The sequence below is a fragment of the Pseudomonas sp. MWU12-2037 genome (assembly GCF_023242345.1).
GTDB lineage: Bacteria > Pseudomonadota > Gammaproteobacteria > Pseudomonadales > Pseudomonadaceae > Aquipseudomonas > Aquipseudomonas gingeri_D.
Map to the genome: position 1 here is coordinate 309,767 of NZ_JALLIZ010000007.1, position 15,215 is coordinate 324,981.

A 15,215-nucleotide genomic window follows, 5' to 3' on the forward strand; every position below is an offset into this window, starting at 1 on the left:
TTAACCTCGTACCTCGATGCTTGCCGCCAGGATCGCCAGCACCAACTGCTGGAAATCCAGGCCGGCGGCCCGCGCGGCCATGGGGACCAGACTGTGGTCGGTCATGCCCGGCGCGGTGTTGACTTCCAGGAACCAGAACTGCCCGTCGGCGTCCTGCATCACGTCGGCCCGGCCCCAACCGGCGATACCGAGCGCCTCGCAGGCCTTGGCCGTGAGGTCCATCAGTTCCTTTTCCTTGGTGCTATCGAGGCCGCAGGGAATCCGATACTGGGTATCGGAAGCCAGGTACTTGGCGTCGTAGTCGTAGAACGAATGCGGGGTGCCGAGGGCAATCGGCGGCAGGATCTGGTCGCGCAGGGTGGCGATGGTGAACTCCGGACCTTGAATCCACTGTTCAACCAATACTTGCGAATCGTAGGCGGCGGCGGCTTTCCAGGCGGCGATCAGATCGTCGGCGCAGGTCACTTTGGCCATCCCAATACTGGAGCCTTCATGAGCAGGTTTGACGATCAAAGGGAACCCCAGTTCCGCGCCGGCTGAAATACAGTCGGCCGCGGAACTCAACACGGCGTGACGCGGTGTCGGAATCCCCAGGCTGTGCCAGACCTGCTTGGTCCGCAGCTTGTCCATGGCCAGCGCCGAGGCGAGGATGCCGCTGCCGGTGTAGGGAATCCCCAGGCATTCGAGCAGGCCTTGCATGCTGCCGTCTTCACCGCCGCGACCGTGCAGAATGATAAAGGCGCGGTCGATCTTTTCATTGAGCAGGCGTTGCAGGAAATCGTCGCCCACATCAATACCGAAGGCGTCGACACCGGCGCTTTGCAGCGCCTCAAGCACCGCGTTGCCGGACTTCAGCGAGACCTCGCGCTCGGCGCTCTTGCCGCCGAACAAGACGGCGACGCGGCCGAAGGCTTTCGGCTCGACGGTCGAGAACAGGTTGGCGTAGGCAGCGGTCATTTCGACTTCTCCTGGCTGGCTACGGCAACGGCGAACAGCGGGCTCTTGAGCAATTGCGGGGCAAGGCCACCGATATCGCCGGCACCCTGGCAAAGCAGGATGTCACCGGGCAGCAGCAACGGCTTGACCAGCGGTGCCAGTTCGACGCCACGCTCGATATAGATCGGGTCGAGCTGGCCGCGCTGGCGAATGCTGCGGCACAGCTGGCGGCTGTCCGCGCCCGGAATCGCTTCCTCCCCGGCCGGATAGACTTCCATCAACAGCAGGACATTGGCGTCGGCCAGCACCTGGACGAAATCGTCGTACAGGTCGCGGGTGCGGGTGTAGCGGTGCGGCTGGTAGACCATCACCAGGCGGCGCTCCGGCCAGCCACCGCGGACAGCCTTGATCACCGCCGCGACTTCGGTCGGGTGGTGACCGTAGTCGTCCACCAGCATCACGCTGCCGCCGTCCACCGGCAGTTCGCCGTAGACTTGGAAGCGTCGACCGACGCCCTGGAAGCCCGACAGCCCCTGGACGATGGCTTCATCGCTGATGCCCTCGTCGCTGGCGATGGCGATGGTAGCCAGGGAGTTGAGCACGTTGTGGTTGCCCGGCATGTTCACCGACACGTTCAGCGGCTCGCGGTCGCGGCGCAGCACGGTGAAGTGGGTCTGCATGCCGGCCTGGCGAATATTGATCGCACGCACGTCAGCGTCTTCGTGGACACCGTAGGTCACGGTCGGACGGGCGATCTGCGGAAGGATCTCGCGCACCACCGGATCGTCCAGGCAGACCACGGCCAGACCGTAGAACGGCAGGTTATGGAGGAACTCGACGAAGGTCTTCTTCAGCTTGTTGAAGTCGCCTTCATAGGTGTCCATATGATCGGCGTCGATGTTGGTGACCACGGCGACCAGCGGTTGCAGATGCAGGAAGCTGGCGTCGCTTTCATCGGCTTCGGCGATCAGGTAGCGACTGGTGCCGAGCTGGGCATTGGTACCCGCGGCATTCAGCCGGCCACCGATGACAAAGGTCGGATCGAGGCCACCGGCGGCGAACACCGAGGCGATCAGGCTGGTGGTGGTGGTCTTGCCGTGGGTACCGGCGACGGCGATACCGTGGCGATAGCGCATCAGCTCGGCCAGCATCTCGGCACGCGGCACCACCGGAATGCGTCGCTCCAGGGCGGTGGCGACTTCCGGGTTGGACTTGTTCACGGCACTCGACACCACCAGCACATCGGCGTCGGCGGCGTTCTCGGCGCGGTGGCCGATAAAGATGTGGGCGCCGAAGGATTCCAGGCGCTCGGTCACCGGCGAGGTCTTCAGGTCGGAACCGGACACTTCATAGCCCAGGTTCAACAACACTTCGGCAATCCCGCACATGCCCACGCCGCCGATCCCGACGAAGTGGATACGACGGATACGGCGCATTTCCGGTTGCGGCATGGCTTTCTGATTCTCAACCATGGGCCACCTCCAGGCAGATCTCGACCACGGTGCGGGTGGCATCTGGCTTGGCCAGGCGGCGGGCAGTGCGCGCCATGCTGTTCAGTCGTTCCGGTTGCATCAAAACCTCTGTCAGGCGAGCCGCCAGGTCGGCGGCGCCAGTCGTTCTTTGCGGCAGCAGGAAGGCAGCGCCCTCCCCGGCCAGATATTCGGCATTGCGGGTCTGGTGATCGTCGATCGCATGGGGCAAGGGCACCAGCAACGAGGGCAGACCGGCGGCGGCCAGTTCACTGACGGTCAAGGCGCCGGCACGGCAGACCACCAGGTCGGCCCAGCCATAGGCTTGGGCCATGTCTTTGATAAACGGCGCCACTTGCGCCTCGACGCCGACCGCCTGGTAGCGTTCGGCGGTGATTTCGTCGTGATTGCGCCCGGCCTGGTGAAACACTTCCGGACGGTATTCGGCCGGCACTTGCGCCAGGGCTTCGGGCAACAGCTTGTTCAACGGCTCGGCACCCAGGCTGCCGCCCAGGATCAGCAGGCGCGCGCGGCGTCCGGCGAGGTCCTGGCGCGGGGTTTCCAGGAACAGTTCGGTGCGCACCGGGTTACCGGTGGTCCGACGTTTGTCCGAAGCGCCGAAGGTATTCGGGAAAGCTTCGCAGACCCGGGTCGCCAAGGGCACCAGCAGCCGATTGGCGGTACCCGCCACGGCGTTCTGTTCATGAACGATCACCGGAATACCGGCCATCCGCGCGGCAACACCGCCGGGGCCGGTCACATAACCGCCAAAGCCCAGCACACAGACCGGCTTCAGTTCACCCATGACCTTGCGTGCCTGCCACACCGCCTTGAGCAGGACGAACGGCGCCTTGAGCAGCGACAGCTTGCCCTTGCCCCGCAGGCCGGTGACCTGGATCAGGTGCAGCGGCAACCCGGCGCCGGGCACCAGTTCGTTCTCGATACCCCGCGGCGTGCCCAACCAGTGCACCTCGTAGCCGCGCGCCTGGAACTCCCGCGCGCAGGCCAGCGCCGGGAACACGTGTCCGCCGGTGCCACCGGCCATGATCAGCACTTTATCGGCCATGGGGTGACTCCTCGGCGAAGTCACTTTCATCGAACTCCATCTCTTCACTGCCCAGATGGGTTCGACTCTCCCACTCGATACGCAGCAACAAGCCGAGCTGGGCACAGCAAATCACCAACGAACTACCGCCGTAACTGAGGAACGGCAGGGTCAGGCCCTTGGTCGGCAGCAGGCCGACGTTCACGCCGATATTGATCAGGAATTGACCGATCCACAGAAAGGCCAGGCCGTAGGCCATATAGGCGGCAAAGAACTGCTTGGCCTTTTCCGCCCACAGGCCGATGTACATGGCCCGCACACTGACGAAAACAAACAGCGCGACCGTGAGCAGCGAACCCACCGCACCCAGCTCTTCAGCCAGTACGGAGAACACGAAGTCGGTGTGCGCTTCAGGCAGGTAGAACTGTTTCTGCACGCTGTTGCCCAGGCCCACGCCCAGCCATTCGCCACGACCGAAGGCGATCAGTGCCTGGGTCAGTTGGTAGCCGGAACCGAACTGGTCGGCCCAGGGGTCGGTAAAGGTGGTCAAACGCGCCATCCGGTAGGGTTGCGCCTTGATCAGCACCACCACCGCCACCACCGCGAGCATGACCATCAAGCCGAAGCGCAACAGCCCGACCCCGCCGAGGAACAGCATCGCCGCCGCCGCGCCCATCATCACCACGGTGGCACCGAAGTCCGGTTCCATCAGCAGCAGGCCGGCCATTGGCAGCAAGACGATGAAGGGCTTGAAGAAGCCCATCCAGCTTTCGCGGACTTCCTTCTGTCGCCGCACCAGGTAACCGGCGAGGTAGATCACTACGAAGACCTTGGCGATTTCCGAGGGCTGCACGTTAAAGAAGCTGAAGCCGATCCAGCGCATCGAACCGTTCACCTCGCGGCCGATGCCCGGTAGCAGCACCATGACCAGCAAGCCGAAAGCACCCACCAGCATCATGAAGCCCATGCGCTGCCAGGTGGCGATCGGCACCATCATGGTGGCAATGCAGGCACCCAGGCCGATGACCATGTAGATCAGATGGCGAATCATGTGGTACAGCGCGTTGCCCGACTGCACGGCGGCGACTTCCGAGGACGCCGAGGTGATCATGACCAGACCCAGCCCCAGCAGCCCCAGGGCGCCGGCCAGCATCGGGAAATCGACGTCGACGCCGTGTCCGCTGATAATCGGCGACGGATAGGGTTTGATAATGTTGAAATTCATACCAACCCCTCCACGGCCTGGGCGAACAGGCGCCCGCGTTCTTCGTAGTTCTTGAACATGTCGAAACTGGCGCAGGCCGGCGACAGCAGCACCGCATCACCCGGCTCGGCCAGTTCGGCACAGCGCTGCACAGCCTCGTTCAAGCTCTGCACGCGAATCAGCGGTACGGCGTCGCCCAGGGCCTGGGCCAGGAGTTCAGCATCGCGGCCGAGCAGGACCACCGCACGGCAGTGGCTCGCAACCGGGCCGCGCAGGCCGCTGAAGTCCGCGCCTTTGCCATCGCCACCGGCAATCAGTACCAGCTTGCCGGCAATATCGGCCCCCAGGCCTTCGATGGCGGCCAGGGCCGCACCGACGTTGGTGGCCTTGGAGTCGTTGTAGTAGTTCACGCCGTTCAACTCACGGACCCACTGGCAGCGATGCTCGAGGCCGGCGAAGGTCCGCAGGCTCGAGAGCATGGCGTCGAACGGCAGCCCGACCGCATGGCCCAGGGCCAGGGCCGCCAGGGCATTGGCCTGGTTGTGGGCGCCGCGAATCCGTAGTTCGCTTACTGGCATCAGGTTCTGGAATTCGAAGGCCAGGTACTTCTCGCCATTTTCTTCGCGCAGGCCGAAAGCCTTGAAGTCCGGTTTGCCGAGGCCAAAGGTCCAGCACGGCAGGCCTTCGCTCATCAGCGGCCGGGACAAGGCGTCCTGACGGTTGACCACCACCTGCCTGGCGCCACGGAAGATCCGGTGCTTGGCCAGGTGATAGGCCGGCAGGCCACTGTAGCGGTCCATATGGTCTTCGCTGACATTCAGCACGGTGGCCACTTCGGCACCGAGGTGGTCGGTGGTTTCCAGCTGGAAGCTCGACAGTTCCATCACGTACAGCTCGACGTCGTCGCTGAGCAAGTCCAGCGCCGGGGTGCCGAGGTTGCCGCCGACGGCGACGCGCTTGCCGGCCGCGGCCGCCATTTCGCCGACCAGGGTGGTGACGGTGCTTTTCGCATTGGAACCGCTGATGGCGACGATCGGCGCCTTCGCGTGACGCGCGAACAGCTCAATATCGCCGGACAATTTCACGCCACGGGCGGCCGCCGCTTGCAGGGCCGGAGTCGCCAGGGCCAGGCCGGGGCTCACGTAGAGCTCGTCGGCACGGCAGAGGAATTCGACGTCCAGCTCGCCACAACGCACTTCCACCTGCGGATAGTCACGGCGCAGCGTGGCCAGCTCCGGTGGATTTTCCCGCGTATCGGCCACGGCAAAGGCAATGCCCCGGTTCGCCAGGAAGCGAACCAGGGACATGCCGCTCTTGCCGAGGCCGACAACGATGCGGAAGTGGTCAGAAGCGATCAGTGACACGTGTTCTACCTCAGCTTCAGGGTGGCAAGGCCGACCAGCACCAGGATCACGGTGATAATCCAGAAACGGACGATCACCCGTGGTTCGGGCCAACCCTTGAGTTCAAAGTGGTGGTGAATCGGCGCCATGCGGAACACACGGCGGCCAGTCAATTTGAAGGAAGCGACCTGGATCACCACCGACAGGGTTTCCATCACGAACACACCGCCCATGATGAACAGAACGATTTCCTGGCGGACGATCACCGCAATGGTGCCCAGGGCCGCGCCCAGCGCCAGTGCGCCGACGTCGCCCATGAAAACCTGGGCCGGGTAGGTGTTGAACCAGAGGAAACCCAGGCCGGCACCGATCAGCGCGCCGCAGAACACAATCAGCTCGCCCGCGCCCGGGACATAGGGAATCAGCAGGTATTCGGCGAACTTCACGTTACCCGACAGGTAGCAGAAGATCCCCAGCGCGCCACCGACCATCACCGTCGGCATGATCGCCAGGCCGTCGAGGCCGTCGGTCAGGTTGACCGCGTTGCTCGAACCGACGATGACGAAGTAGGTCAGGACCACGAAACCGACACCCAACGGGACACTGACATCCTTGAGCATCGGCACGATCAGGGTGGTTTCCACCGGGGTCTGCGCGGTCATGAACAGGAAGATCGCCGCCCCGAGGCCGAACACCGACTGCCAGAAATATTTCCAGCGGCTCGGCAGGCCACGGGAGTTCTTCTCGATCACCTTGCGGTAATCGTCGACCCAGCCGACAGCGCCGAACAGCAGGGTGACCAACAGGACCACCCAGACATAACGGTTGTGCAGGTCGGCCCAGAGCAAGGTGCTGACGCCGATGGCCGAGAGAATCAAGGCGCCGCCCATGGTCGGCGTACCGGACTTGGACAGGTGCGATTGCGGACCGTCATTGCGTACGGATTGGCCGATCTGGCGATTCTGCAAGGTACGGATCATCCAGGGACCCAGGCACAGCGACAAAGACAGCGCGGTCAGTACCCCGAGAATCCCGCGCAGGGTCAGGTACTGAAAGACCGCAAAGCCTTTGTAGAACTGTTGCAGGTACTCCGCTAGCAGCAGCAGCATTAATGCTTCTCTCCCTTGTGTTCGTCAGAAGCGGGCCCACACAAAGCCGCCACGATGTTTTCCATCGCAGCGCTGCGCGAACCCTTGATCAAAATGGTGGTGTCCGTGTCTTGCTCGGCGCCCAGCGCCGCGATCAGATCGGCCTGGGTGGCGAAATGACGGGCGTGCGGGCCAAAGGCGTTGACGGCATGAACCATCATCGGTCCCACCGCATACAGCGCTGAAACCTTGTCGGCGGCATAAGCGCCTACTTCACGATGTCCTTGCTCCGCCCACTCGCCCAACTCGCCGATATCTCCGAGCACCAGAACGGTGCGGCCGGAAAAGCCGGCGAGTATATCAACGGCGGCCGCGATTGAGGCAGGGTTGGCGTTGTAGGTGTCGTCAATGACGCGAATGCCATTGATTGCTAATTGCGCCACCGCGCGCCCCTTGACCGGTTGTACCGCTTCCAGCCCGGCAACGATGCCCGGCAGGGAAACGCCGAGGGCATGGGCGGCGGCGGCGGCGGCCAGGGCATTGGCCACGTTGTGGGTGCCCAGCAGGTTCAGTTGCACCCGGGCACTGCCCAGGGGACTGTGCAAATCGAAACCCGGGCAGCCCCGTGGATCACGGGAAATCTGTGCGCCATGGAAATCGGCGGCGGTGTTTTCCAGGGCAAAGCTCAGGACTTTTCGACCGGCGGCACGGGCTTGCCAGATAGCGAAAGCCTTGTCGTCCAGGTTGAGGACGGCCACGCCATCGGCTTGCAGCCCTTCAATGATCTCGCCCTTGGCCTCGACGATTTTCTCGGGACCACCGAACTCGCCGACATGGGCGGTTCCGGCATTGTTCAAGATGGCCACATGGGGCTTAGTCATGGCGACGGTATAGGCAATTTCGCCTAGGCGCGAAGCCCCCAGCTCGATGACCGCCGCACTGTGTTCCGGGGCCAGCTCGAGCAGGGTCAGTGGCACGCCCAGTTCGTTGTTCAGGTTGCCGCGAGTGGCCAGGACCAGGCCACGGGTGCGCAGGATGCTCGCGAGCAGCTCCTTGACCGTGGTCTTGCCGCTGGAGCCGGTAATGGCCGCCACCGGCTGGGTAAAGGCGGCGCGGTTCAGCGCGCCCAGCTGACCCAGGGCCAGACGGCAGTCGGCGACCAGCAACTGCGGCAGCTTGCTGCCGACCACTTCACGCTCGACCAGCGCCGCGACGGCGCCTTTGGCGGCGACATCGTCGAGATAATCATGACCGTCGAAACGCGGTCCGGTCAGCGCGACAAACAACTGGCCCGGCTGAATCGCCCGGCTGTCGATGCTCACGCCATTGAAGCTGGCATCGGCCGTCAACAGGCGTGCCGACAAGGCCTTCGCCACTTCGCTGAGTTTCATCGCCTCAAGCATGGGCGACCCCCCAGGCATCCAGGGCCTTGGTGGCTTCGACCAGGTCGGAGAAGGCATGGCGCTGGCCGTTGATTTCCTGATAGTCCTCATGACCTTTACCGGCCAGGACAATCACATCGTCGGCCGAGGCGCCGGCAATCAGTTCGGCGATGGCCAGACCGCGACCGGCGACAAAACGGACCTTGTCCGTGGCCACGAAGCCGGCACGGATATCGTCGAAGATCCGCGAAGGGTCTTCAGTACGTGGGTTGTCATCGGTGACCAGCGCCACATCGGCCAGACGCTCGACCACTTCGGCCATCAGCGGGCGCTTGCCGCGATCACGGTCGCCACCGCAGCCGAACAGGCAGAGCAATTGACCCTTGGCGTGAGGGCGCAGGGCCAGCAGGACTTTTTCCAGGGCATCCGGGGTGTGGGCGTAGTCGACCACCACCAGTGGCCGGGCACCACCGCCCAGGCGCTGCATACGACCGGCCGGACCTTCGAGCTGCGGCAGTACGCGCAGGATCTCGTCCAGCGGGTAATCCAGGCCCAGCAAGGCACCGACCGCCGCCAGCAGATTGCTCAGGTTGAAGCGTCCGAGCAGCGCACCGCGCAAGTGATGCTCGCCTTGCGGCGTCACCAACGTGGCGCGCACGCCTTCGTCGCTGAATTGCGCATCGCGACAATAGAGGTAGGCGCTCGGATCTTCCTGGCTATAGGTCAGCAAACGCGACTCATGCTTTTCCGCCGCCAACTGGCGACCGAACTCATCGTCGATATTGATGACCCGGCAGCTCAGGTCGGCCCAGCCGAACAACTTGGCCTTGGCCGCACCATAGGCTTGCATGGTGCCGTGATAATCCAGGTGATCGCGGGACAGGTTGGTCAGCACGGCCACATCGAATGCCAGCGCGGTCACCCGGCCCTGATGCAAGCCGTGGGAAGACACTTCCATGGCCACGGCCTTGGCCCCGGCTTTCTTCAAGTCGGCCAGGCTCGCCTGCACGGCAATCGGGTCCGGCGTCGTCAGCATGCCGCTCTGCAGCGCGCCGTAAAAGCCCGTACCCAGGGTGCCAAGAATGCCGCAATGCTGGCCCAGCAAATCGAGGGCCTGGGCAATCAACTGGCTGACACTGGTCTTGCCGTTGGTTCCGGTGACGCCCACCAGGTTCAGGTGGCGACTCGGATCACCGTAGAAACGCCCGGCGATATCGGACAGTTGCGCCGCCAGGCCCTTGACCGGGATCAGCGGCACATCGGTGATCGGCAGCACGGTGGCGCCTTCGACTTCATAGGCCACCGCCGCCGCGCCACGCTGCAAGGCGTCGGCAATATGGTTGCGACCGTCGACCTTGCCGCCCGGTATCGCCAGGAACAGGTCGCCGGCGCGGACTTTACGGCTGTCGAGGGCCAATTCGCGAATCAGCAGATCGCGACCGGCGTGGGCAAAAATCTTGTTCAAGCTCAGGGACATTAACCACGCCCTCCTTTTACCGGGGCAGGCGCGACAACGGCCTGCTGTTGGGGCGTTGTCGGCAAGTCGTCGGGGATGACGTTCATCAGGCGCAGGGTGCCGGACATGACTTTGCTGAAGACCGGTGCCGAGACCAGGCCACCGAAGTAACCGGCCTTGCTCGGTTCGTCGATCACCACCACGATGGCGTAGCGCGGATCGCTCATCGGGCCGAAACCGGCGAACAGCGAGCGGTAGGCGTTTTCTTCATAACCCTTGGTGCCGACCGAGGTCTTGCGCGCCGTACCGGACTTGCCGGCCACGTGATAGGCCGGCACTTTCGCGCGCCAGACACCCCGCGGCGCCTCGATCACTTGTTGCAACATACCTTGCATGGTCTTGGCGACATTTTCCGGGATAACCTGGGTACCCTCGGGAGCCTTGTCGGTCTTGATCAAGGTCAGCGGCACGATCTTGCCGTTGTTGGCCAGGGCCGAGAAGGCGTGCACCAGCTGGATCGCGGTCACCGACAGGCCGTAGCCGTAGGACAGGGTCGCGGTCTCGGCCTTGCGCCACTCGCGGTAGTTCGGCAGGTTGCCGACCCGCTCGCCGGGGAAGCCGAGGCCGGTGTCCTGGCCCAGGCCGACTTTCTGCATCACGCGGAAAATCGCTTCGCCGCCGATATCGAAGGCGACCTTGCTCATGCCGACGTTACTGGAGTTGATCAGGATGCCGGTCAGGTCGAGTACCGGGCCTTCGGTCTTGGACACGTCACGAATGGTGTACTTGCCCAACTGCAGGGTACCGGGGTAGACCTCGACCGTATCGCTGGGCTTCCAGCGGCCGGTTTCCAGGGCCGCGCTCATGGAGATCGGCTTCATGGTCGAACCCGGCTCGAACACGTCGATCATCGCGCGGTTGCGCATCATCGCCGGTTGCAGGTTGCGCCGGTTGTTGGGGTTGTAGGTCGGCTGGTTGACCATGGCGAGGATCTCGCCGGTCTTCACGTCCATGATCACCAGGCTGCCGGCCTTGGCGCCGTTTTCCACCAGGGCGTTGCGCAGCTCGCGGTTGGCCAGGTATTGCAGGCGCAGGTCAATGGACAACGCCAAGGGCTTGCCGGCCTTGGCGTTTTTGGTCACCTGGACATCCTTGATCAGCCGGCCGCGCCGGTCCTTGATCACCTGTCGCTTGCCGGGCACCCCGGCCAGCCACTCGTCGTAGGCCAGCTCCACCCCTTCGCGACCGTGGTCGTCGATGTCGGTAAAGCCGACCATATGGGCCGCCACTTCACCGGCCGGGTAGAACCGCCGGAACTCCTCGATGCCGTAGACGCCGGGAACCTTGAGGTCGAGCACGGACTGGCCCTGCTCCGGGGTCAGGCCACGGACCAGGTAGATGAATTCTTTATTGGCCTGCTGTTCCAGGCGTTCGGTCAGCAGCTTCGGGTCCTGCCCGAGCGCCATCGCCAACGCCGGCCAGCGATCCTTGGCCAGTTGCATTTCCTTGGCGTTGGCCCACAGCGTGGTCACCGGGGTACTGACGGCCAGGGGCTCGCCATTGCGATCGGTGATCAGGCCACGGTGCGCCGGAATCGGGATATGCCGCATGCTGCGCGCATCGCCCTGGCCGATCAGGAACGCCCGGTCGATCACCTGCAGGTCGACGATCTTCCAGCTGATATAGCCGACCATGATCGCCAGTGCGCCGAGGACCACGCGGAAGCGCCAGGGATAGAGCGCGCCTTCGAGTTTCATCATGGCGCCACCATCCTGACTTCGGATGGGCTGGGGATGCGCATCTTCAGTTGTTCGGTGGCCAGGGTTTCGATCCGGCTGTGGGCGGTCCAGGTGCTCTGCTCGAGAATCAGGCGACCCCATTCGGCCTGGGCCTTGTCACGCACGCTCAGCTCGTTGTACAGCGAGTTGAGCAGTTGACGGTTCCAGTGCGCGCTGTAGGCCACGCCGATGGCGGAAACCAGCACGGCGACAAACAGCAGGAACATGAAAAAGCTTCCGCCGGGAAGTGGCTTGGCGTAGAGCTTGCTCACCGCAGCTTCTCCGCGACGCGCATGACGGCGCTGCGCGCACGTGGGTTGGCCTTGAGCTCGGCTTCGGAGGCAAACCGGGCCTTGCCATGCACTTTGATCCGCGGCTCGAAAGCCTGGTGGCGGACCGGCAGGTTACGCGGCAGGTTGTCGCTTTCGCCCTTGACCAGGCGGCGCATGAACAGTTTGACGATACGGTCTTCCAGCGAGTGGAAGCTGATGACCACCAGGCGGCCACCGACTTCCAGGGCGTCGAGCGCCGCTTCGAGGCCGGTTTCCAGGTCGCCCAGTTCGTTGTTGACGTGGATGCGCAGGCCCTGGAACGCGCGGGTCGCCGGGTTCTTGCCCTTTTCCCAGGCCGGGTTGGCCACCTTCAGCACTTCGGCCAGGTCGGCGGTGCGCTCGAAGGGTTTGATCACCCGACGCTCGACCACGGCCCGGGCCATACGGCCGGAGAAACGTTCTTCGCCGTATTCCTTGAACACCCGGGCAATTTCTTCAGCCGGTGCGGTGGCGATGAACTCAGCCGCACTGATGCCACGGGACGGGTCCATGCGCATATCCAGCGGACCGTCGTTCATGAAACTGAAGCCACGCTCCGGGTCGTCAAGCTGCGGCGAAGACACGCCAAGGTCCAGCAGGATGCCGTTGACCTTGCCGGCCATGTCGCGCTCGACGATTTCCGAACCGAGCTCGGCAAAGCTGCGCTGCACAACGACAAAGCGGCCGTCTTCGGCCGCTAGCGCTTGCCCGGTGGCAATCGCCTGAGGATCCTTGTCGAATCCGAGGAGTCGGCCACCCGGCCCGAGCTTGCTGAGGATCAGCCGGCTATGCCCGCCACGGCCGAAGGTGCCATCCAGATAGCAGCCATCAGGGCGTACGGCGAGAGCCTCGACGGCTTCGTCAAGCAGTACGGTGATGTGGTTAAAGCCGCTATCAATAGTCACAGGATCAGATCACGCAGTTCATCAGGCATCGCGCCCGGTTGTTGAATGGCCGCCAGGTCCGCTGCCGATACAGCGTTCCAGGCGTCCTCGTCCCACAGTTGAAACTTGTTCAGTTGGCCTACCAGCATCGCGTGCTTGTCCAGCTTCGCGTACTCACGCAGGCGCGGCGGCACCAGGAAACGGCCGCTGCCGTCGAGCTCGAGGTCGACGGCATTACCAATCAGCAAACGCTGCAGCCGGCGGTTCTCTTCCCGCAACGACGGCAACGCACGCAGCTTGGTTTCAATCAGTTCCCACTCGTCGAGCGGGTACACACACAAACAGGGGTCCACGGCATCAATGGTCACGATCAGTTGGCCGGAACTACGCGAAACGAGCTCGTCACGGTACCGGCTCGGCATAGCGAGACGGCCCTTTGCATCGAGACTGATAGCGTTGGCTCCGCGAAACACAGCTGCGTTTCTCCAAATATTAGCGTTTTACGTCAAAAAAACCCACTTCATGCCACTTTCCTCCACTTGCGCACACTATAGGAATGCGCCCACCACACCGTCAAGGCGCGGTCTTAAGGAAAAGCCTTACAGATCGGAGATTTAGGAGCATAAAAGGAGGTAATTCGACAATCGGGAGAGTGTTTCCGGAGACGAACTTCAACGCGCTGAGAAATTTGAGCGCGGAAGTTAAAGTGATTTGTGAAGAGTAAGATTTTTTCGGTATTACAAATGCGCTTCTGCCAGCGATTGCGTGCAGGGAGGGAAAGAGGTGGAGAGTCGATCTGTAAGCCGGGTTCTGTCGAGGACAGTCATTCCTCTACGATGGCCATCACTGGACATCTTTAGCAACCTACCCGGTTCCAGCGCGGGCCACGCCTTGGAACCCTATTTGGTCTTGCTCCGAGTGGGGTTTACCTAGCCACGAACTGTTGCCAGCCGTGCGGTGCGCTCTTACCGCACCTTTTCACCCTTACCGGCGCCGAAGCGCTTAGGCGGTTATTTTCTGTGGCACTTTCCGTAGGCTCACGCCTCCCAGGCATTACCTGGCACTCCGCCCTATGGAGCCCGGACTTTCCTCCCCCCCCTAATTTTCATAGGGGGCAGCGACTGTCCAATCGACTCTCCGCCGCGAAGGTTACCGGCACATGCCCTGAAGGACAAGCATTAAAGGCGTTTCGCCACAGGGTGCTGTCCCGGCAAACACCGCCAGGCCGGTTCCCACAACCGGATCGGATCCAACCCACAGCAAAATCAGTCAGGCATTTTTCTGCCGATCCAGCGCCACCTGATACAGCAGGTTCTTGCGCACCCCGGTGATTTCCGCCGCCAGGGCCGCGGCGCGCTTGAGCGGCATTTCCTCGAGCAACAGGTCGAGGACGCGCATCGCCTCGCTGCCGACCGCGTCGTCGTTTTCCGCTGCCGTCCAGCCGGCGACCAGCACCACGCACTCGCCACGCTGCTGATTGGCGTCCGCTTCGACAAAGCCGCGCAGCTCGCTCAGCGGCAAGCCCTTGAGGGTTTCGAAGGTCTTGGTCAGTTCACGGGCCAGGAGTGCCGGGCGCTCGGCGCCGAAGACCGTCTCCATGTCCTGCAGGCATTCAAGGATCCGATGCGGCGCTTCATAGAAGATCAACGTGCGCGGTTCTTCCTTGAGCAACTCGAGGCGAGCCCGACGCCCTACCGCCTTGGCCGGCAGGAAACCTTCGAAAATGAACCGATCGGACGGCAGCCCAGCCGCCGAGAGCGCGGCGATCAAGGCGCAGGCGCCGGGAACCGGCACTACACTGATACCTGCCGCTCGCGCCTGACGCACCAGGTGATAACCGGGATCGGAGATCAACGGCGTGCCCGCATCGGAGATCAGGGCCACGTCCTCGCCCGCCAGCAACTTGGCGATGAAACGGCTGCCTTCGTCACGTTCGTTGTGCTCGTGACAGGCCGCAAGCGGTGTCGTAATTCCGAAGTGCTGCAACAATCTGAGGGAGTGGCGGGTGTCTTCCGCGGCAATCAGCGACACGTCGCGCAACACCTTCATGGCCCGCGCACTGATGTCATCCAGGTTGCCAATGGGCGTCGCCACCACATAAAGCGAGCCGACAGCGGAATTCAAAGCACCTGGAGCAGTCAAAGCGCATACCTCGAGAAGAACGAAAACGCCATTGTAGCGCGTAGCTGCCCTGCCGATATGCTTCACAACGGCGAGCGCGGGCCCAAAAGGCGAGCGATTCGAGCGCCGTGACACGCTTTGTACGACCTAATTTGACCGTTTCACGCCAGTAACATCGCGCCCCGGCCAGTGCTTGGG

13 protein-coding genes and 1 other RNA gene are annotated in these 15,215 nt (G+C 63.2%); all 14 read right to left on the reverse strand.

Going from position 1 to position 15,215, the window contains the following annotated elements; all coding sequences use genetic code 11:
- Window positions 1-957 (reverse strand): D-alanine--D-alanine ligase, encoded by a 957-nt coding sequence (locus tag M5B42_RS15810; protein WP_103494532.1) that lies wholly within the window; start codon window positions 955-957, stop codon window positions 1-3.
- Window positions 954-2,408 carry a UDP-N-acetylmuramate--L-alanine ligase gene (gene murC / locus M5B42_RS15815; protein WP_248746369.1) on the reverse strand — a complete coding sequence of 485 codons (1,455 nt, stop codon included), beginning with the start codon at window positions 2,406-2,408 and terminating at the stop codon, window positions 954-956. Before murC ends, M5B42_RS15810 begins: the two co-directional genes overlap by 4 nt.
- The gene (gene murG / locus M5B42_RS15820; RefSeq protein WP_103494530.1) at window positions 2,401-3,471 is read right to left on the reverse strand and encodes an undecaprenyldiphospho-muramoylpentapeptide beta-N-acetylglucosaminyltransferase; all 1,071 of its coding nucleotides are present in this window, start codon (window positions 3,469-3,471) and stop codon (window positions 2,401-2,403) included. Before murG ends, murC begins: the two co-directional genes overlap by 8 nt.
- Window positions 3,461-4,675, reverse strand: a complete 1,215-nt coding sequence (ftsW, locus tag M5B42_RS15825) for a putative lipid II flippase FtsW (protein WP_177099478.1) — start codon at window positions 4,673-4,675, stop codon at window positions 3,461-3,463. The genes murG and ftsW overlap by 11 nt, the downstream gene beginning before the upstream one ends.
- Complete coding sequence (gene murD / locus M5B42_RS15830) at window positions 4,672-6,018, reverse strand: UDP-N-acetylmuramoyl-L-alanine--D-glutamate ligase (RefSeq protein WP_177099476.1); 1,347 nt, start codon at window positions 6,016-6,018, stop codon at window positions 4,672-4,674. Before murD ends, ftsW begins: the two co-directional genes overlap by 4 nt.
- A gap of 5 nt (window positions 6,019-6,023) precedes the next feature.
- Window positions 6,024-7,106, reverse strand: coding sequence for a phospho-N-acetylmuramoyl-pentapeptide-transferase (mraY, locus tag M5B42_RS15835; protein ID WP_103494527.1), 1,083 nt, complete (start codon window positions 7,104-7,106; stop codon window positions 6,024-6,026).
- Window positions 7,106-8,488, reverse strand: coding sequence for a UDP-N-acetylmuramoyl-tripeptide--D-alanyl-D-alanine ligase (gene murF, locus M5B42_RS15840; protein WP_248746370.1), 1,383 nt, complete (start codon window positions 8,486-8,488; stop codon window positions 7,106-7,108). The genes mraY and murF overlap by 1 nt, the downstream gene beginning before the upstream one ends.
- Entirely contained in the window at window positions 8,481-9,944 is a 1,464-nt protein-coding gene (locus tag M5B42_RS15845) for a UDP-N-acetylmuramoyl-L-alanyl-D-glutamate--2,6-diaminopimelate ligase (RefSeq protein ID WP_248746371.1), read from the reverse strand. Before M5B42_RS15845 ends, murF begins: the two co-directional genes overlap by 8 nt.
- Window positions 9,944-11,680 (reverse strand): penicillin-binding protein 2, encoded by a 1,737-nt coding sequence (locus tag M5B42_RS15850; protein ID WP_177099622.1) that lies wholly within the window; start codon window positions 11,678-11,680, stop codon window positions 9,944-9,946. The genes M5B42_RS15845 and M5B42_RS15850 overlap by 1 nt, the downstream gene beginning before the upstream one ends.
- Window positions 11,680-11,973: a cell division protein FtsL gene (gene ftsL / locus M5B42_RS15855; RefSeq protein WP_100941296.1), complete on the reverse strand. Its 294-nt coding sequence runs from the start codon at window positions 11,971-11,973 to the stop codon at window positions 11,680-11,682. The genes M5B42_RS15850 and ftsL overlap by 1 nt, the downstream gene beginning before the upstream one ends.
- Window positions 11,970-12,911, reverse strand: coding sequence for a 16S rRNA (cytosine(1402)-N(4))-methyltransferase RsmH (gene rsmH, locus M5B42_RS15860; RefSeq protein ID WP_103494606.1), 942 nt, complete (start codon window positions 12,909-12,911; stop codon window positions 11,970-11,972). Before rsmH ends, ftsL begins: the two co-directional genes overlap by 4 nt.
- A 2-nt stretch (window positions 12,912-12,913) precedes the next feature.
- On the reverse strand, window positions 12,914-13,369 hold the full coding sequence (mraZ, locus tag M5B42_RS15865) for a division/cell wall cluster transcriptional repressor MraZ (protein WP_100941295.1): 456 nt from the start codon (window positions 13,367-13,369) through the stop codon (window positions 12,914-12,916).
- A gap of 310 nt (window positions 13,370-13,679) precedes the next feature.
- Window positions 13,680-14,033, reverse strand: an RNA gene (gene rnpB, locus M5B42_RS15870) — RNase P RNA component class A.
- Window positions 14,034-14,165: 132 nt separating this feature from the next.
- Window positions 14,166-15,020 carry a 16S rRNA (cytidine(1402)-2'-O)-methyltransferase gene (gene rsmI / locus M5B42_RS15875; protein ID WP_247263178.1) on the reverse strand — a complete coding sequence of 285 codons (855 nt, stop codon included), beginning with the start codon at window positions 15,018-15,020 and terminating at the stop codon, window positions 14,166-14,168.
- Window positions 15,021-15,215: the final 195 nt, after the last annotated feature.

What these genes read in the sequence shown, in the direction of transcription:
- M5B42_RS15810 (WP_103494532.1), bottom strand. Translation starts at nt 957, where the DNA reads ATGACCGCTGCCTACGCCAACCTGTTCTCGACCGTCGAGCCGAAAGCC.
- murC (WP_248746369.1), bottom strand. Translation starts at nt 2,408, where the DNA reads ATGGTTGAGAATCAGAAAGCCATGCCGCAACCGGAAATGCGCCGTATC.
- murG (WP_103494530.1), bottom strand. Translation starts at nt 3,471, where the DNA reads ATGGCCGATAAAGTGCTGATCATGGCCGGTGGCACCGGCGGACACGTG.
- ftsW (WP_177099478.1), bottom strand. Translation starts at nt 4,675, where the DNA reads ATGAATTTCAACATTATCAAACCCTATCCGTCGCCGATTATCAGCGGA.
- mraY (WP_103494527.1), bottom strand. Translation starts at nt 7,106, where the DNA reads ATGCTGCTGCTGCTAGCGGAGTACCTGCAACAGTTCTACAAAGGCTTT.
- murF (WP_248746370.1), bottom strand. Translation starts at nt 8,488, where the DNA reads ATGCTTGAGGCGATGAAACTCAGCGAAGTGGCGAAGGCCTTGTCGGCA.
- M5B42_RS15845 (WP_248746371.1), bottom strand. Translation starts at nt 9,944, where the DNA reads ATGTCCCTGAGCTTGAACAAGATTTTTGCCCACGCCGGTCGCGATCTG.
- M5B42_RS15850 (WP_177099622.1), bottom strand. Translation starts at nt 11,680, where the DNA reads ATGAAACTCGAAGGCGCGCTCTATCCCTGGCGCTTCCGCGTGGTCCTC.